Here is a 17,541-nt window from a genome sequence, read left to right as displayed (position 1 = left end):
ACCACAGGAGGGAACCGGTAGATGACTGTCGGTGTTGGTACCGGGGGAAGCGTGACCGCGCCCTCCGACGACGAACTGGCCGAGTACGAGCAGGAACGACCGGCTCGGCGGCTTCGCCCTGCCCTGGACCTGGTGATATCGGTCTGGTGCGCAATCGTCAGCCTCGGCGTGCTCGCGCAGGTGTTCTTCCCTTTACCACAAGGTACGCAGTTCTACTTGGTGATCTTTCTCGCAGCGGTTCTGCCGATCACACTGCTGTGTTACCGCGGCTTCCGGGTCCCTGCGTTCATGAACCCGTTCAAGCCGAGGCCGCATGACGACCCTGGACTCGCGGACTGGATCCTCGCTGTCGTCGCCTTGGCGGTGTGCGTCTACCCGCTCTTCGACTTCGACGGTTTCCTGGAACGGCGGCAGGCTCCTACTGCTCTCGACGTACTGGCAGGGGCTCTGCTCCTGGTGCTGCTGCTCGAGGCGTGCCGGCGTACGACCGGCTGGGTCCTGCCGGCGTTCAGCCTGGTGTTCATCGCGTACGCGTACTACGGCGGCTACCTGCCCTACACGTGGTCGCTCGCGCACCAGGGCTTCAACTTCGACGCGATCATCGCCCAGTTCACGATGGGTACGGCGGGGTTCTACGGCACGCCGTTGAGTGTCGCGGCGTCGTACATCGTGCTGTTCACCATCTACGGCGCTGTGCTCGACTACTCCGGCGCCGGCAAGTTCTTCATCGATCTGTCGTTCGCCGCCTTCAAACGCAGCCGGACGGCGCCCGGCCGGACGGTCACGCTGGCCGGCTTCCTGCTGGGCAGCGTGTCGGGTTCCGGTACGGCGACTGCCGTGTCGCTCGGCACTGTGTCCTGGCCGATCCTGCGCCGGGCCGGGTACCCGCCCGAACCGGCGGGCGGAATGCTCGCCGCGTCCGGGATCGGCGCGATCCTGTCGCCGCCCACGCTCGGCGCGGCGGCGTTCATCATCGCGGAGTTCCTGCAGGTGTCTTATCTGAAGGTGCTCGGGTTCGCGGTGATCCCGACGATCCTCTACTACCTGGGGATCCTGCTCGCGATCGAGATTGACGCCCGCAAGCACGGGACGACCTCGGCCGAGGTTTCGGACCGGTCCGCGTGGCGGTTGCTGCTGCGGTTCGGGTACCACTTCCTGTCCTTGTTCGTGATCATCGCGTTCATGGCGGTCGACGTACCGCCGTTCAAGGCCGTGGTCTACGCCGTCGTCATCCAGTTCGGGCTGTCGTTCCTGGATCGCGAGCACCGGCTCACCGGCCGGCCGCTGTTCAAAGCGCTTGCCCAGGGCACCCGTTCGGTGCTGCCGGTGGCGGCGACGTGTGCGACCGCGGGCGTGATCGTCGCGGTCACCACCCAGACCGGTCTCGGGCTGAATCTCGCCGAGATCATCGTCAACGCGGCCCGTGGCCTGACCTCGAACCACACCGCGGTCCTGATCCTGACCGTGGTGCTGTCCGGGTTCGCCGTGCTGATCCTCGGCCTCGCAGTGCCGGTGACCGCGTCCTTCATCATCGCGGCCGTGATCATCTCGCCGGCGCTGGTGAACCTCGGGGTGACGCAGCCCGAGGCGTACATGTTCATCTTCTACTACGCCGTGCTCTCCGAGGTCTCGCCGCCGACCGCACTGGCCGCGGTCGCGACGTCCGCGATCACCGGCGGCAGGGTGATGCCGACGATGTGGCAGGCCTGGAAGTACACGCTGCCGGCGTTCCTGGTGCCGTTCGCGTTCGTGCTCACCGACAACGGCGCGCACCTGCTCGGTCAGGGATCGTTCGTCGGGATGGTGTGGACCACGGCGGTCTCGATGCTCGCCGTCGCCGCGCTCGCCGTCGTCACCGGCGGCTGGGTCTTCGTCCGGGCGACCTGGCTCGAGCGCGCGGTCTGCGTACCGGCGGCGGCGTTGCTGCTGTACCTCGCGCCCGTAACCATCACGGCCGGAATCTGTTTGCTACTTGTTGCCGTCGTCATCAATCTGGTCCGGCGGCAGCGCCAGGCCTCTTCCGCGGAAGGAACCGTTGCCTCATGAGACTCCGCACCACTGTCGTGGCGCTCGCTGCTGTCGTCTCGCTTGCTGCCTGTGGCGGCCAGCGCGAACCCGCCGGGTCCTCGGACAGCGGCGGCCGGCTGACGATTGCCACCGGCAACACGACGGGGGTGTACTACCAGCTCGGTGGTGCGCTGGCCTCGGTGATCTCTTCCAAGGTGTCGGGGTACCGCGCGACCGCCAGTGAGACCGGTGCCTCGGTGCAGAACATCCAGGGCCTGGTCGCGGGCAACTACGACATCGCGTTCTCGCTCGGTGACTCCGCGTCCGACGCGGTCAAGGGCGAGAACAGCTTCAAGTCCAAGCAGGACGTGGTCGCGCTGACCCGGCTGTACAACAACTACACGCAGGTCGCCGTACGGACGTCGGCCGGGATCAACTCGATCGCGGACCTGAAGGGCAAGCGGGTCTCGACCGGCTCGCCGAACTCCGGTACCGAGGTGATCGCACGCCGGCTGCTCGAGGCGGCGGGGCTGGACCCGGCCAAGGACGTCACGGCGCAGCGGCTCGGGTTGCCGGAGTCGGTTGACGCGATGAAGTCCGGCTCGATCGACGCACTGGTCTGGTCCGGCGGCCTGCCCACCGGCGGGATCACCGACCTGACCACGAGCATGGGCAAGGGCGTGAAGCTCCTGCCGATCACGGACCTGCTGCCGAAGATGCAGGACAAGTACGGCTCGATCTACACGCAGGCGCCGATCCCCGCAGCGACGTACAAGCAGCCGGCCGACGTACCGACGATCGTCGTGCCGAACGTGCTGCTGGTCCGCAAGGACATGAAGGACGAGCTCGCCGAGCAGCTGACGAAGGTCATCTACGACAACATGGATTCGCTGGTCGCCGTGAACGCGGCCGCGAAGGGCATCACGCTCGAGAACGCCGACAAGACCGACCCGGTGCCGCTGCACCCCGGCGCGAAGAAGGCGATCGACGGGCTGAGATAACAGCCGGCTGGTTTAGGAGTGGGCACCGGACACCAAGGGGACCGGGTCGGCTCGGTGACCAGCTCACAGACCGTCCTCCCTCGCACACCAGGCGCAGCGGGGGAGGACGCAGGGCCCGTCTCCGCACCCCAGGCGCAGCGGCGACGGGACCTACGCCGGCCCCACAACCAGGCGCAGTGAGTGCCGGCGGACCGGGTCCTGACGGAGGCATCCGTTCGGGGCCCGGTCATCTTTCTACTGGGGTTCCTCCTCGTTCATCGGTGTGCCGTACAGGTAGTGCGACAGCGCAGAGTCGCGCTTGGGATGCGCGTGGTACTTGGTCGGCACCACTCGTCCCTCGGCGCTGTCCCACGCGTTGTCGGCCATCCGCCACATCCGGTGCGACAGCCGGCCGGCCATACCGGTGTGTGGCGAGGACGGGTGCGCGCGGGTCGGCGCGACCTCCTCCGCCTCCAGCAGGTCTTCGGTCAGCGTGTTCACGTCCGGGCTGTCGAGCTGCTCGCAGATCTGCCGGCTGTACGTCGCCTCCATCTGCTCGTGCTCGCCGAGCAGGCGGTCGATGTGCTGCCACAGCTCGGTGTGATGGAGGTGCACGAACCGGCTGTCGCCGTACTGACGTCCCTTGAGGAAACGCAGTGAGCGCTCCAGTTCCTTGGCGTTGCCGATGTACCTGGTGACCAGTTCCGCACCGTCGGGGAGACGCTGGACGTGCGGGAGGAGCACGTCTTCGGCGGCGGCCAGGTGCTGGGCGGCGATCGCGTAGAACCAGTCCGTCTGGTGCCTGTACTCAGGGTGGGCCGCATTCGGGTGATGGGCCGGCTCGGCCAGCTCCCGGATCTTCGCGTGTTCGTAGCTGAGGGCCATTTCGAGCGTCGAAGCGGTCATGTCAACCACCTCCAGGGGGTCTACACCCAGCGTGTGCCCATCCCGGCCGGACCGCAACCGTCCCACCCCGCTCCGTAACCTTCCGGGCAGCGGAAGCGCCCGCCGCAAGGGGTACGGCGGGCGCTTCGGCCTGGTGATTCAGGGGACGGTCAGCCGTCCGAGCTCTTCTTCCACAGGTTGATGCCGGCCTCGACCGCGTCGGCGTCGATGGCCTCGAGCTCCTCGGGGGAGAACTTCAGGTTCCGGACGGTGGCGAGGTTGTCCTCGAGCTGGGCGACGCTGGAGGCGCCGATCAGTGCGCTGGTCACGCGGTCGTCGCGGAGCGTCCAGGCGAGGGCGAGCTGGGCGACGGACTGGCCGCGCTCCTTCGCGATCTCGCTCAGGGCGCGGACGTGCTTGAGGGTGTCCTCGGTCAGCGAGTCCGGGTTGAGCGACTTGCCCTGCGCCGCGCGGGAGTCGGACGGGATGCCGTCCAGGTAGCGGTCGGTGAGCACGCCCTGCGCGAGCGGCGAGAACGCGATCACGCCGACGCCGAGCTCGCCGACGGCGTCCAGCAGGTCCTCCTCGATCCACCGGTTCAGCATCGAGTAGGACGGCTGGTGGATGAGCAGCGGCGTACCGAGCTCCTGCAGGATGCGTGCAGCCTCGCGCGTGCGGTCCGCGGAGTACGACGAGATGCCGGCGTACAGCGCCTTGCCCGAGCGCACCGCCGCGTCGAGCGCACCCATCGTCTCCTCGAGCGGCGTGTCGGGGTCGAACCGGTGCGAGTAGAAGATGTCGACGTAGTCCAGGCCCATCCGGCTGAGCGACTGGTCCAGCGACGCGAGCAGGTACTTCCGCGAGCCGCCGCCCTGACCGTACGGCCCCGGCCACATGTCGTACCCGGCCTTGGTCGAGATGATCAGCTCGTCGCGGTACTGCTTGAAGTCCCGCGCGAAGTGCGTCCCGAAGTTGGTCTCGGCCGACCCGTACGGCGGGCCGTAGTTGTTCGCCAGGTCGAAGTGCGTGACGCCGAGGTCGAACGCCCGCCGCAGGATGTCGCGCTGCGTCACGAACGGCTTGTCGTCGCCGAAGTTGTGCCACAACCCCAGCGAGATCGCCGGCAACTGCAGTCCACTCCGCCCGGTCCGCCGGTAACTCATCTGGTCGTCATACCGGCCCTCAGCCGCCACATAATCAGTCACAGAACCCCAGTCTGCCCCATCCCCCACCAATCGCAAACCCCCTTGTTTTCAAGCAGAAACCCCACAACTAACACCAAGAACCCCACCTTCTTGATCCACCCCGACGCACCAAATCCGCCCCCCGCACCCCGCCCTCCGAACTGCCCCTGCCCTCCTGCCGCTGCCCTCTTGCCGCTCTCCTCCTGCCGCTGTGCTTCTGTGTGGGTCCCGGCCGGCGGGTTGTTCCACGGCTGACGTCCTATTACGCGCCGGCCGCCAAACAACCGGCCGCCAAACAACCGGCCGCCAAACAACCGGCCGGCCATACGCCGCGGCACCCGAGGCTCCGCAGCTCGAACGAGGCAAACCTGCCCACCATGGCCGAGCTCCGCAGATCGAAGAACCTTTCCGGAACATCGCGGCCACCTGGTGCCCATTTGTTTCCGCAGAACAGAGGGCGCGGTGCGAGAACGGACGGCGGGACGGCGCGCGGTGCGAGGACGGAGCGCGGGACGGCGCGCGGTGCGACGACGGGGGCCGGGAGGGCGCGCGGTGCAAGAGCGGAGGGCGGGAGGGCGCGCGGTGCGAGGACGGTGGGCGGGAGGGCGCGCGGTGCGAGAACGGACGGCGGGACGGCGCGCAGCGCGAGAACGGAGGCGCGCGGAGTGAGGGGGCGGAGTGAGGGGGCGGAGTGAGGGGGCGGAGTGAGGGGGCGGAGTGAGGGGGCGGAGTGAGGGGGCGGAGTGAGGGGGCGGCGAGTCGAGGGTGGCGAGGTCGTGGCTGCGCCGGCGGTAGCGGGTGCAGGTCGGCGTATTGCGGCTCCCAGGTTGCCTGGAGCAGTGCTAGGTGAGGTTTGACCAGGGCGGGGGTGGGGTGGTGGTGAAGAAGTGGAGGATGCCGAGGAGGCGGCTGGCGGTGGGGGCGGTCCAGTGGCGTTGGCCCGGCCAAGGTGGAGCGGGGAGCTTGGCCAGCGCCCAGGAGAGGTGGAACCAGAGGATGGCAGCGGCCAACTCTTCCTCGGAGCCGGAGCCGGAGCCGGAGCCGGAGCCGGAGCCGGAGCCGGAGCTGGTGCCGGAGCTGGTGCCGGAGTCGGAGCTGGTGCCGGCGCTCGAGCCCGAGCCGGAGTCGCCCGGGCCCGAACCGGAGCCGGAGTCGCCCCGGCCGGAGCCGGAGCCGGAGTCGCCCGGGCCGGAACCGGAGCCGGAGCTGGCGCTGGAGCCGGAGCTCGAGCCCGAGTCGCCCGGGCCGGGACTGGAGCCGCAGCCGGAGCTGGAGGGTGAGCCGAAGGGCGAGCGGGACGACTCGCCGGACTCGCCGGACCCGCCAGACCCGCCGGACTCGCCGGAGCGGGAGGTTTGGTGGAGGTAGGTGGGGAGGAGTTTGGCTGCCTGGGGGAGGGGGAGTTTGGCGAAGTCCATTGCGGGTGGGGCCCAGGCGGCGTCGCCCCAGTCGATGAGGGCTCGGAGTTCGTTGCCGGGGCCGACGAGAAGGTTGTGCGCGGCAACGTCTCCGTGGATCAGCACCTTCGGCCCGCTGTCGTCGAAGCGCTCCGCCAGCCGGGTGAACCATCCACTCAACCAATTCGCCGTGGCCGGATCCAGATACCCACGAACGGCAAGGTCGTCGACAGTCCGCCACGGATCCCCCCAGCCATCCTCGGGCAATCCAGCGAGCTCCAGAGCACCTCTCGGCCGCAGTGGGAGGTGGTGGATCTGGTGGAGGTGGGCCAGTTGGTCGGCCAGGGCGGTGGGGGCTTCGGTTGGTTCGGTGCCGTCGACGCGTTGCATCACGACGTATGGGGCTGGGAGGAGGGACTGGGTGTCGTCGTACTCGAGGATGGCGGGGGTTAGTACGCCGTACCGACGGGCAGCCGGGACCACCTGGGTTTCCTTGCGGAGGTCGTCTTCGTAGCCGGGGCGGGAGGCTCGGAGGAAAAGGTTGTCGCCGAGGACGAAAGCGCGGTTGGCCACGCCGCCGGCCACCTCTTTCACCTGGTCGGGCTCGACGCCGTGGCGGCGGCCGACAGACGTCACCTGGTGCAGGAAATCTTGATGCTCGGGCAAACCACTTCTCCGTCGCGCGCGGGATTCGCCGCCCCGCTCCGCGAGGCGGGGTCCGGCGGCATCCACCGAGTTTGATGTACTGCGGGCGTGCGTGTCGATGTAGATCCGGAGACCGTGGGACGACGGGAGTTCTACGCGCTGCTCAACTCGGTGGTGGTGCCGCGGCCGATCGCGTGGGTGTCGAGCCGCTCGGCCGACGGCGTGCTCAACCTCGCGCCGCACTCGTTCTTCACCGTGTCGTGCGTGCGGCCGCCGATGGTGCAGTTCACCTCGGTCGGGCGCAAGGACAGCCTGAACAACGTCGAGGCGACCCGTGAGTTCGTGGTGAACTTCGCCGCGGAGCCGCTGTACGAGCAGGTGAACGCCTCCGGGACGAACTTCCCGCCGGAGGTCTCCGAGTTCGAGGCGATCGGCGTGACGAGCGAGCCGTCGCGGACTGTCGCCGTCCCGCGGGTCGCCGAGTCCCCGGTCGCGATCGAGTGCACCCTGCACACCACGCTCGAACTCGGCGACTGCACCCTCGTCATCGGTCAGGTCCGGCACATCGCCATCGACGCCGCGATGATGGACGGCGATCATCCCGAGGTGCGGCGGCTTCGCCCGCTCGCCCGTCTCGGCAAGGACGAATGGACCACGCTCGGCGAGGTCCGGGAGATCTCCCGCATCCGCCACTCCGACTGGCCTGGTCATTTCACACCTCCTGGTAGCTGAACGGTTCGGGAGCTGAACGCCCCGGCGGCTTGATCGAATTCGGTGGCCCGGCCACCAATGGTTGCTTAAGGCCCCTGTTGCCCCCGGGACTTGGGCGGCGCCTCCCGGGCCGCCAGGATCTTGGTGAGGGACTCGAGCTCAGGGGACAGCCGCAGCGGGGTGTAGTCCGGCGACAACGTCGTCGCCGAAAGCCAGCGGAAGTCAGGTGTCACCAGGAAGACCTCCGGCGACAGTGGCCCGGGATCGTGGGCGTGGCTGCGGGCCGCCACGTTGAGCAGGACACCGAGGGCCGGAATGACGGACAGGTCCCGGATCACGTGCAGCATGAGTGTGTCCCGGGCCGGCACGGCAGCGAGGACGCCGTAGGGCGCGTGGTCCACCTGTAGCGACTCACGCAGAACGGTGTCGAGGACGAGCGCACGTGAGGCTGCGAAGGGTGATCCCGTGACGAAGGCGAGCCTCAGATCCGCATGATCGACGTGTTCGACCTGGTCGGTCAGACTGCGGAGGTTGGCCAGCCCGAAGCGCTCGGCGTCAGTCCAGGTGAGGCCCATGTCGGACGGCTGGAGATACATCGTCACGATCCCGTCGTCGGACGTGGACGGGACGGACAGCAGACCGGGAACGAAGTCGGGCCGGCCCGCCGTCCAGTCCGGAGGTAATGCGTCGCGGGGGACGAGACGCTGGATCAGCTCGCGCTCGGGATCTGTCGGTGCTGTCGGTGGACCTTGGCGGAGCTGCTCCATCAGTTGGTCGAAGTGTTCCTCGACGAGCACCGGCCAGTCGTCCTCGTCGAACCGGGCAAGCGTGCGGGCGAGGTTGCTCAGACCGAGCACCGGGCTGTCCTCGCGGCGGTGGGCCGGGACCAGGGCCGCGCCGCCCTGGTAGGTGAGGTCGAGCCCGAGCTCGGCCGCGGCGGACAGAGCGAGGTGCACGAGCCGGGCGGCCTGGCCTCGTGACAACGGGGCCAGTGCCGGATCGGGATGGGAGTTGTTGCCCTGGGCATGTTCGGTGAATGTGTCGATGGTCATCGGGTCCTCCTTCTCGGCAGAGAAAGTACGAGGATCGGGCCACCTCACAGCCCACGATTCCGAACCTGTGGACAACTCCGGGATACGCTGCGCAGACCCGTCCGGGAGCCCGAAGGAGCCTGTATGTCCAGCAGTCCGTTGTCGCGGCCGCCCTCCGAGACCCGGCTGTCGCTGTCGCACATCACCGCGCAGAACGAGACCAACCTGCTCGGGACCGTGCACGGCGGCGTGATCATGACGCTGGTCGACTCGGTCGCGGGTGTGGTCGCGGCGCGGCATTCCGGTGGGCCCGCCGTCACGGCGTCGATGGACGAGATGGTGTTCCTCGTGCCGGTGCGGGTCGGTGACGTGGTCCATTTCAGCGCGCAGGTGAACTGGACCGGCCGCAGTTCGATGGAGGTCGGCGTACGGATCACTGCCGATCGGTGGGATGCGGTCGGTCCGCAGATGCATGTGGCATCGGCGTACCTGGTGTTCGTGGCGGTCGACGAGGAGGGGAAACCGCGCGAGGTGCCGCAGGTCGTGCCGGTGACGGACGAGGACCGGCGGCGGTTGCGCGAGGCCGGCATCCGCCGCAGTCACCGCCTGGCCCGCCGCGCCGCGATCATCGCCTCCCGCGAGGAAGCAGCCAACGAGGAGGCACACGGGCTGACGGCGTACGACGAAGCGGCGTACGACGAGGCGGCCTACGACGAAGCGGCGTACGACAAGGAGGCGCCGGACGAGGGCGGTGGGCGGGTCGCTCGGTCGTGATGACCGAGCAGTTGGCTGGTCTCGGGTACGTCGCCAGGGTCGTGTGCTGCCCGTCGGACCCACGCTCACCAAGCGCAGCAACAGCGCCTAGACCCGGGGCCACACGGCCAGCAGATCGGCCGCCGCTCGTGCGGCCACCTCGGGTGCCTCGGTCATCGCCGCGACTCGATAGCTGACCAGTGCTCCCTCGTGGAGCAACAACAGACGATCAGCCAGCTCGCCCGAGTCCGCGAGACCGGCCGCGCGTGCCTGTGCCTCGAACTCGGACCGCATCCATCGCTTCTGGCCGACGATCACCGGCATCGCCGGATGGTCCGGCGCCGCCAGCTCCACGCTCGCGTTGATGAATCCGCACCCGTTGCGCGACCCGGCGAGCCAGTCCGTCAGCGCGCCGAACAACGCCAGGATCACGTCCTCCGGCGTCGCCGGCTGCCGCGTCGCGAGCTGCTCGTCGAGGAACAGGTGCCAGGCGCGGTCCCGTTCCTCGAGGTACGCCGCGATCAGCCGGTCCTTCGACCCGAACCGGTCGTACAGCGTCTTCTTGGTCACGTCCGCCGCCGCAGCTATCGCATCGACGCCGACCGTCCGGATCCCCTGCTCGTAGAACAGCGTCGACGCGGCCGCGAGGATGCGCTCGCCGGCCGGGGTCAATCGAGGCGCCGCACGCACCTGCCGGTCCACGATCAGTCTCACCTGCTGGTCGAGCATACTGACAGTATACCGACCGGTGTGGTTACCGTCGTGTCATGACCACATCCAAGGCGCTCGCATTGGCGGCCGGAGCCGGGTTCGTCGTGTTCTGGAGCTGCGGCTTCATCGGCGCCCGGTGGGGTACGCAGTACACGACCGCGTTCGATCTGCTCGGCTGGCGGTTCCTGGTCGCGGGCGCGATCGCCGTCGTGATCCTGGCGATCAGGCGGCCGCAGATTTCCGGCCGGGATCTCGCCACGCAGATCGGGATGGCGTTCCTCACCCAGTTCGTCTACCTGGGCCTGATCTTCACCGGCATCGACCACGGGATCACGGCCGGAGCCACCGCGCTCATCGGCTCGCTGCAGCCGCTGCTGATCGCGACCGTCGCCGGGCCGCTGCTGGGTGAACGCGTCAGCCAACGCCAGTGGCTGGGACTGGTACTCGGCCTGGCCGGCGTAAGTCTGGTCGTCGCTGACGACATCGGAGCAGGCGTTGGTTCGCCGCTGCTGTTCCTGCTACCGGTAGGCGGCCTCCTCGGTCTCGTGGCAGGCACCTGTCTTGAGCGCCACCGCAAGCCGAGCACGAGTTCGCTGGATGCACTGGCCGTGCAGAGTCTGGTGTCGGCAGTCCTCTTCACTTCACTGGCCGCGTCGACCAACAAGCTGACAGTGCCTGACCAGCCCGGCTTCTACGGCGCGGTGCTCTGGCTCGTACTACTCGCGACCGGTGGCGGCTGGGGTCTGTACCTCGTCAACCTCAAACTCTCCGGCGCCACCAGGATCAGCTCGCTGCTCTATCTGGTCCCGCCGACCACGATGGTGTTCGCGTTCCTGCTGTTCCACGAGACGATCGGCGCACTCGCTGTCGCGGGCATGCTGGTTTGTGCCGTCGCCGTACTGCTGATCCGCATCGGCGAACCAGTACGCTGCGGGGATGGCGGAGACCCGGTGGCTGGACCAACGAGAAGCACAGGCCTGGCGCGCGTACATCGCGGCGCAACGAGTAGTCAGTAGCCGGATCGAGCAACAGCTGCAGCGCGACGCCGGAATCCCCCACACCTACTACGAGATTCTGGTCCGGCTGTCCGAGGCGCCGGGCAACCGGCTGCGGATGAGTGAGCTCGCGGTCGCGACGCAAGGCTCGCGCAGCAGGCTCTCGCACGCGGTCAACCGGCTCGAGCAGAACGGCTGGGTCAAGCGCGAGGGCATCGAGTCCGACCGCCGCGGCCAGGTCGCGATCCTCACCGAGCTCGGCCGGCAGAAGCTGGTCGACACGGCTCCCGGGCACGTCGAGGAGGTCCGCAAGTCGATCTTCGACGCCCTGACCGCGGAGCAGGTCGAGCAGCTGTACGACGTGTGCGCGACACTGGCCCGGCATTCCGGGGACACGGTCGACCGCGCGGCGTGGGAGCGAAACTGAGATGTGGCGACCGGTCGCGCTGATCGCGCTGACTGCCCTCGCGGTTGCCGGCTGCGGCGACAGCAACTCCCCACCGAACGCAGGTCCCAGCACCGTGCCGTCCTCCTCGGTGCCGATCGAGCCGACCGAGCAACCGACCGAGCAGCCCAGCCAGGAGCCCAGCAGCCAGGCGACCGAGCCCCCACCCGAGACGCCCACTGACGCGCCGAGCTGCATCGACCAGAAGCTGAAGTCGCTCACCCTGCGCGAGCAGGCCGCCCAGCTCATCATGACCGGCATCAACGCAAGCGGAATGTCATCCGCCCAGAAGGCCGTTGTACAGCAGCAGAAGTCCGGCAGCGTTTTCCTGATGGGCAGCAGCGGCAGCGTCGCACACACTCGCTCGGCGATGGCTGCGGTGAATACCGCCGCCACAGTTAACGGCGTACGCCCGCTGATCGCCGCGGACCAAGAGGGCGGCCAGATCCAGCGTCTCAAGGGCGCAGGCTTCGACCGCATCCCCCCGGCTACCGTCCAGGGCACCTGGTCCAGCTCCAAGCTCACCGACCAGGCCCAGCTGTGGGGCAGTCAGCTCAAGCAGGCCGGCGTCAGCGTCGACCTCGCACCGGTCGCGGACGTCGTGCCCAGCTCGTTGAAGTCGCAGAATGCGCCGATCGGCCAGTTGAACCGCGAGTACGGCGACACGCCCGAGGATGCCAGTCGCGGCGTACAGGCCTTCGTGCAGGGGATGCGCAAGGCCGGAGTAGCGACCTCGGTCAAGCACTTCCCGGGGCTCGGCCGGGTGCGCGGCAACACCGACTTCTCGGCCGGTGTGGTCGACAACGTCACGGTCCGCGGTGACGCCGACCTGCAGCCGTTCGCCGACGGGATCAAGGCCGGTACCTCGATGGTGATGATCTCGACCGTCACCTACACCAAGATCGATCCGAAGAACCGCGCGGTCTTCTCGCCGACCGTGATCCAGGGGATGGTCCGCGGTGACCTGGGCTGGCGCGGCGTGGTGATCACCGACGATGTCGGCGCGGCCGCCGAGGTCGCATCGGTTCCGGCGGGCGCCCGCGCGACGCGTTTCGTGGCGGCCGGCGGCGACATCGTGATCAACGCCAAGGCCGGGCTGACCGCGACGATGGTGGACGCGCTCGTGGCCAAGGCGCAGGAGGACAAATCGTTCGCCGCGCAGCTGGCGAGTAGCGTGCGGCGTGTGCTGACGCTGAAACAGGACCACGGCCTGGTGACTTGCGGATGACCGAGGAGGAGCCCGACTACCGCTTCACTCTCGCGAACGAGCGCACCTACCTCGCCTACCTGCGTACTTCGCTCGCCTGCTACGCCGGGGGCCTGTCGGCGGTCCAGTTCCTCGACCTCGGCCCGGACCGGTGGCCGGCCCGGATCATCGGCCTGATTCTGGTGTGCGCCGGCATCGTCACGACGGCCGGCGCCTTCCGCCGCTGGCAGCAGAACCTGACCGCGATCCGCCGCGGCGGCGCGCTGCCGGTCACCCGGCTGCCCTTGATGCTGGGAGCAACCATCGCCGTCGTCGGCCTGATCGGCCTGCTGTTCTCAGTGTGGCGATGAGCACACCGGATCCCGGCCGGCAGCCCGAGCGGACGCTGCTCGCGTGGCGGCGTACCGCGCTCGGCCTGATCGCCAACGGCACCCTGCTGGTTGCCTCCGGCCATGGTTCGTCGGACGTCCGTACCGGGCTCGGGATCGTCGTTCTGGTGCTCTCCTTGGGCTGCTGGACCGCCGTCAGCGCCGTGTACCGCCGGACCGCGGGCGGCGCGACCCACTTCCTCGGCCACCAGAACGTACTGCGGGTCGCAGCTGGTCTGGTCCTGGTCGTCGGGCTCTTCGATCTGTATGCCGTGATAACGCGCTGAAACCGGTCGGTTACCGACTGTGTAACCCTCCACTGCCCAGTTCATCACAACGCGATACGTTGCCCCGGGCGGATGCCGCATCAACCGCATGTTCCCCCTAGCATGTTCACGGTTTGTCCCTCGTTCACCCGGAGCTTGAAGTGCCGTTACGTCTGCGTCCGAACGACCCGACGTTCTACGACCTTTTCACCGAGTCCGCCAACCACCTCGTGGACGGATCCCGGATCCTGGCCGAATTGCTCGGCAGCACGGCGGGCACCGGGCTGTCCGCGAGCCATCAGATCGCCGCCCAGATGAAGGACGCGGAACACGCGGCCGACGAGACCACCCACTCGATCATCCGCCGGGTGAACTCGACGTTCGTCACCCCGTTCGACCGCGAGGACATCTACCGGCTGGCCTCCGATCTGGACGACGTGATGGATTTCATGGAGGAGGCGGTCGACACCGTCCACCTCTTCAACCTGGAGAAGCTGCCGGAGGAGATCGCCGAGCAGATCGAAGTACTCCAGCGGATGGCGCAGTTGACCGCCGAGACGATGCCCAGGCTGCGGACCATGAAGGACCTCGCGGAGTACTGGATCGAGATCAACCGCCTGGAGAACACCGGTGACGCTGTCCACCGGCGGCTGATCGCCAAGCTGTTCAGCGGCGAGTACGACGCGCTGACGGTGATGAAACTGAAGACCGTGGTCGACCTGCTGGAGGCCGCGATCGACGCCTTCGAGCACGTGGCCAACACGGTCGAGCAGATCGCCGTCAAGGAGGGCTGAGCGTGGAGCTCACGCTCGTCATCGCCGTCGTCGTCATCGCGCTGGCCTTCGACTACACCAACGGCTTCCACGACGCCGCCAACGCGATCGCGACCTCGGTCTCCACCCGGGCGCTCACCCCGCGGGTGGCGCTGGCGATGGCAGCGGCGTGCAACTTCCTCGGCGCGCTGGCCGGCACCGAGGTCGCCGAGACGGTCGGCAAGGGCATCATCAACACGCCGTCCGGGAAACACGGCCTGGTGGTCGTGATCGCGGCGCTGATCGGTGCCATCACCTGGAACCTGATCACCTGGTACTTCGGCCTGCCCAGCTCCTCCACCCACGCGCTGATCGGCGGACTCGTCGGCGCCGGCCTTGCTTCGGCGAGCACCGTGCTGTGGTCCGGCATCGTCGACAAGGTCGTCATTCCGATGGTGCTGTCGCCGGCGGTCGGCTTCCTCGGCGCGTTCCTGCTGATGGTGGCCATCCTGTGGCTGTTCCGGCACCGCAATCCCGGCAAGACGACGCGCGGTTTCCGGATGGCGCAGTCGCTGTCTGCCGCCGCGATGGCGCTCGGCCACGGACTGCAGGACGCGCAGAAGACGATGGGCGTGATCTTCCTGGCACTCGTCACCACCGGGCACGCCCAGCAGCAGGACGGCATCCCGCTGTGGGTCAAGATCTCCGCCGCGACCGCGATCTCGCTCGGCACGTACTCCGGCGGCTGGCGGATCATGCGGACGCTGGGCCGCCGGATCATCCACCTCGACCCGGCCCGCGGATTCGCCTCCGAGGCGGTGTCGGCGGCGGTCCTCTACGTGATGGCGATCGGCCTGCACGCGCCGGTCTCGACGACCCACACGATCACCTCCGCGGTGATGGGCGCCGGCGCGACCAAGCGGCTGTCCGCGGTCCGCTGGGGCGTCGCCAAGGGCATCGTCACCGCCTGGATCCTGACCATTCCGGCCGCCGGAATCGTCGCGGCAGCCGTCTACGGACTGGCACATCTGATCCTGGAGTAAGTTCCCAGGGTTGGTTCATTTCAAATTCACTCACCGGGCCTACGGTCGATCGACGCTGCTGATCGTCCGCCTAGGGAAGTGATCGGGATGGATCTGTCGTTCCTCGTCGTCGTGGTGATCATCACCGCGTTGGTGTTCGACTTCACCAACGGGTTCCACGACACCGCCAACGCGATGGCGACGTCGATCGCCACCGGCGCGCTGAAACCGAAGGTCGCGGTGGCCGTCTCGGCCGTGCTGAACCTGGTCGGCGCGTTCATCTCCACCGAGGTCGCCAAGACGATCTCCAGTGGGATCGTCGACGACGCCAAGGTGACGGTGCCGGTGATCTTCGGCGGCCTGATCGGCGCGGTGCTGTGGAACCTGATGACCTGGTACGTCGGCCTGCCGAGCTCGTCGTCGCACGCACTGTTCGGCGGCCTGATCGGAGCCACCTGGATCGCGTCCGGGAGCAGCGCCGTACATTTCGGCACCGTCGTGCAGAAGATCATCATCCCGGCCGTCGCCGCGCCGATCGTGGCCGGTGTGGTCGCGCTGCTCGGCACGTTCCTGGCCTACAAGATCACCCAGCGGGCCCGGCAGAAGTCGGTCAACGAGGGCTTCCGGGCCGGCCAGGTCGCCTCCGCCTCGCTGGTCTCGCTCGCCCACGGCACCGGTGACGCGCAGAAGACGATGGGTGTAATCACGCTGGTGCTGATCACCTCCGGCAGCCTCGCCCCGGGCTCGAAGCCGCCGGTCTGGGTCATCCTGTCCGCCGGTCTGGCGATCGCCGCCGGCACGTACCTGGGCGGCTGGCGGATCATCCGGACGATGGGCAAGGGCCTGACCGAGATCGAGTCGCCGCAGGGCTTCTCGGCCGAGACCAGCTCGACCGCGGTCCTGCTGGCCTCGTCCCACCTGGGCTTCCCGCTGTCCACCACGCAGGTCTGCTCCGGCAGCATCCTCGGCGCCGGCCTCGGCAAGCGGCTGGCCGAGGTGCGCTGGACGGTGGCAGGCCGGATGGCCGTCGCCTGGCTGCTCACCCTGCCGGCCGCCGCGATCGTCGGTGCACTGGCCGGCCGGGTGGCCGACTCCGGCACCATCGGTGTGGTGATCATCGCGATCCTCGCCGTCGTGGCCGGCGGCGGTATCTACGCCGCGTCCCGGCGCAAGCCGGTGACGTCGGAGAACGTGAACGAGTACCCGAGCTCCACCGCGTCCGTCACCACGGCCGCGGCGGCCTGAGAGGAGTACGGCGATGCACATCGACTGGGGTTCACTCGGTCAGGTCGCACTGGTCAGCCTGCTCTTCGGAGTCGGCCTGGCGGTGCTGTTCGCCCTTGGTGTGAGCGCGATGGCGCGGCGCGCGGTCGCGATCGACGAGAAGCGGCAGCCGTCCGTCGCGGACACCGGCGTGGCCGCGCTCTGCTTCGCGGCCTGCCTGGCCGCCGTGTTCTACGGGCTGTACCTGATCATCCCGCAGTTCCACTAGCGCTGAGAGGTACGACGGGCGGTCTGGCGGCTGCCCGTCGTACGGTCCTCAACGGTTCCAGCGGCGTACCGCTTTCGCCACGTCCTTGGCGCGGATCGAGCCGAGGTTGTACTCCCATGCGGCCAGCAGCCGGTCGCCCAGCACCTCGGCGTCGAGGTACGTCCGCGGCCGTACGGCGACCGCCCACGTCGCTGCGGCCGCGTGGCCCTGCTGGTGGAGCAGATGGTCCACCGTGGCCTGGATGCGGCCCGCCTGCTCGTCGCCGAGGCCGTCCGAGGCCCACTCCTGCACGATCCTCGGGTCGTCGGCCGTCATCCGGGCCAGGTAGGTCAGGGGACCGCGCCAGAAGCCCCTGCTGCCGATGCTGTCCAGCGTCTCCAGCGGGAACCAGCCGTTCTGGTTGCGCCGGCCGTTCACCGCGGACTCGATCTCACGGGCACGGTCCGTGCTCAACCCACGGGTCGCCCAGTCGACGAAGAACGCGCCGGCGTCCGGGATGTGCTCGGCCACGTGCGGTGCCGGAGTCATCGCCCCCGGGTCGAACAGATGCAGCTCTTCCGGTGAATCGAACAAAACCTTCCCCGCCCGCTCGTGTCCGCGGGCCTGTCGACGCCGGCCCGCCGCACAGGGACCCCCCAGGTTCCTGTTCCGTCAACGACAGCCTTCGTACCCTCGTTCCGCCCCGAGGGT

General features: G+C 68.5%; 19 protein-coding genes. 13 read left to right on the top strand and 6 right to left on the bottom strand.

From position 1 onward, the window contains the following. The first annotated feature begins 21 nt into the window (after positions 1-21). Together ACIA58_RS32820 and ACIA58_RS32815 are read left to right on the top strand one after the other, a co-directional pair. A complete protein-coding gene (locus ACIA58_RS32820) occupies positions 22-2,046 on the top strand; it encodes a TRAP transporter permease (RefSeq protein WP_396407688.1) in 2,025 nt (674 codons plus the stop codon). Then, positions 2,043-3,008: a TAXI family TRAP transporter solute-binding subunit gene (locus ACIA58_RS32815; RefSeq protein ID WP_396407687.1), complete on the top strand. Its 966-nt coding sequence runs from the start codon at positions 2,043-2,045 to the stop codon at positions 3,006-3,008. Before ACIA58_RS32820 ends, ACIA58_RS32815 begins: the two co-directional genes overlap by 4 nt. A gap of 234 nt (positions 3,009-3,242) precedes the next feature. Here the strand turns inward: ACIA58_RS32815 and ACIA58_RS32810 are convergent, their stop codons facing one another. The 3 genes from ACIA58_RS32810 to ACIA58_RS32800 all read right to left on the bottom strand — a co-directional run bounded on the left by ACIA58_RS32810 (position 3,243) and on the right by ACIA58_RS32800 (position 7,119). Then, positions 3,243-3,893 carry a hypothetical protein gene (locus ACIA58_RS32810; RefSeq protein WP_396407686.1) on the bottom strand — a complete coding sequence of 217 codons (651 nt, stop codon included), beginning with the start codon at positions 3,891-3,893 and terminating at the stop codon, positions 3,243-3,245. A gap of 149 nt (positions 3,894-4,042) precedes the next feature. Next, positions 4,043-5,077 carry an L-glyceraldehyde 3-phosphate reductase gene (gene mgrA, locus ACIA58_RS32805; protein ID WP_396407685.1) on the bottom strand — a complete coding sequence of 345 codons (1,035 nt, stop codon included), beginning with the start codon at positions 5,075-5,077 and terminating at the stop codon, positions 4,043-4,045. 821 nt (positions 5,078-5,898) lie between these two features. Continuing rightward, positions 5,899-7,119, bottom strand: a complete 1,221-nt coding sequence (locus ACIA58_RS32800; protein ID WP_396407684.1) for a phosphotransferase family protein — start codon at positions 7,117-7,119, stop codon at positions 5,899-5,901. Positions 7,120-7,206: 87 nt separating this feature from the next. On the opposite strand from ACIA58_RS32800, the gene ACIA58_RS32795 reads away from it, so the two are divergent. Further along, a complete protein-coding gene (locus ACIA58_RS32795) occupies positions 7,207-7,830 on the top strand; it encodes a flavin reductase family protein (protein ID WP_396407683.1) in 624 nt (207 codons plus the stop codon). 65 nt (positions 7,831-7,895) lie between these two features. On the opposite strand, the gene ACIA58_RS32790 is transcribed toward ACIA58_RS32795, so the two are convergent. After that, on the bottom strand, positions 7,896-8,861 hold the full coding sequence (locus ACIA58_RS32790; protein ID WP_396407682.1) for a hypothetical protein: 966 nt from the start codon (positions 8,859-8,861) through the stop codon (positions 7,896-7,898). A 123-nt stretch (positions 8,862-8,984) separates the two neighbouring features. On the opposite strand from ACIA58_RS32790, the gene ACIA58_RS32785 reads away from it, so the two are divergent. After that, complete coding sequence (locus ACIA58_RS32785; protein WP_396407681.1) at positions 8,985-9,614, top strand: acyl-CoA thioesterase; 630 nt, start codon at positions 8,985-8,987, stop codon at positions 9,612-9,614. Positions 9,615-9,701: 87 nt separating this feature from the next. Here ACIA58_RS32785 and ACIA58_RS32780 read toward each other — a convergent pair whose 3' ends face one another. Continuing rightward, positions 9,702-10,322 (bottom strand): TetR/AcrR family transcriptional regulator, encoded by a 621-nt coding sequence (locus ACIA58_RS32780; RefSeq protein ID WP_396407680.1) that lies wholly within the window; start codon positions 10,320-10,322, stop codon positions 9,702-9,704. 38 nt (positions 10,323-10,360) lie between these two features. Here ACIA58_RS32780 and ACIA58_RS32775 point away from each other — a divergent pair, with 38 nt between their 5' ends. The 9 genes from ACIA58_RS32775 (at position 10,361) to ACIA58_RS32735 (ending at position 16,851) form a co-directional block, all read left to right on the top strand. Further along, a complete protein-coding gene (locus ACIA58_RS32775) occupies positions 10,361-11,320 on the top strand; it encodes a DMT family transporter (protein ID WP_396407679.1) in 960 nt (319 codons plus the stop codon). Further along, positions 11,241-11,726, top strand: a complete 486-nt coding sequence (locus tag ACIA58_RS32770) for a MarR family winged helix-turn-helix transcriptional regulator (protein WP_396407678.1) — start codon at positions 11,241-11,243, stop codon at positions 11,724-11,726. The genes ACIA58_RS32775 and ACIA58_RS32770 overlap by 80 nt, the downstream gene beginning before the upstream one ends. 1 nt (position 11,727) lies before the next feature. Further along, positions 11,728-12,972, top strand: a complete 1,245-nt coding sequence (locus ACIA58_RS32765; RefSeq protein ID WP_396407677.1) for a glycoside hydrolase family 3 N-terminal domain-containing protein — start codon at positions 11,728-11,730, stop codon at positions 12,970-12,972. Continuing rightward, positions 12,969-13,301 (top strand): YidH family protein, encoded by a 333-nt coding sequence (locus ACIA58_RS32760; protein ID WP_396407676.1) that lies wholly within the window; start codon positions 12,969-12,971, stop codon positions 13,299-13,301. The genes ACIA58_RS32765 and ACIA58_RS32760 overlap by 4 nt, the downstream gene beginning before the upstream one ends. Then, entirely contained in the window at positions 13,298-13,606 is a 309-nt protein-coding gene (locus ACIA58_RS32755; protein ID WP_396407675.1) for a DUF202 domain-containing protein, read from the top strand. The genes ACIA58_RS32760 and ACIA58_RS32755 overlap by 4 nt, the downstream gene beginning before the upstream one ends. A 140-nt stretch (positions 13,607-13,746) precedes the next feature. Beyond that, the gene (locus ACIA58_RS32750; protein ID WP_396407674.1) at positions 13,747-14,379 is read left to right on the top strand and encodes a DUF47 domain-containing protein; all 633 of its coding nucleotides are present in this window, start codon (positions 13,747-13,749) and stop codon (positions 14,377-14,379) included. A gap of 2 nt (positions 14,380-14,381) precedes the next feature. Continuing rightward, positions 14,382-15,380 carry an anion permease gene (locus ACIA58_RS32745; RefSeq protein WP_396407673.1) on the top strand — a complete coding sequence of 333 codons (999 nt, stop codon included), beginning with the start codon at positions 14,382-14,384 and terminating at the stop codon, positions 15,378-15,380. 87 nt (positions 15,381-15,467) lie between these two features. Beyond that, the gene (locus ACIA58_RS32740; protein WP_396407672.1) at positions 15,468-16,604 is read left to right on the top strand and encodes an anion permease; all 1,137 of its coding nucleotides are present in this window, start codon (positions 15,468-15,470) and stop codon (positions 16,602-16,604) included. A gap of 13 nt (positions 16,605-16,617) precedes the next feature. Next, positions 16,618-16,851, top strand: a complete 234-nt coding sequence (locus tag ACIA58_RS32735; RefSeq protein WP_396407671.1) for a hypothetical protein — start codon at positions 16,618-16,620, stop codon at positions 16,849-16,851. Between the two features lie 48 nt (positions 16,852-16,899). On the opposite strand, the gene ACIA58_RS32730 is transcribed toward ACIA58_RS32735, so the two are convergent. After that, complete coding sequence (locus tag ACIA58_RS32730; RefSeq protein WP_396407670.1) at positions 16,900-17,424, bottom strand: hypothetical protein; 525 nt, start codon at positions 17,422-17,424, stop codon at positions 16,900-16,902. Between the last annotated feature and the right edge of the window lie 117 nt (positions 17,425-17,541).

Origin of the sequence: Kribbella sp. NPDC051586, from assembly GCF_044453965.1 — a bacterium.
GTDB lineage: Bacteria > Actinomycetota > Actinomycetes > Propionibacteriales > Kribbellaceae > Kribbella.
Note: the sequence above shows the minus strand (reverse complement) of the source record. Positions and strands in the feature narration are given on the sequence as shown.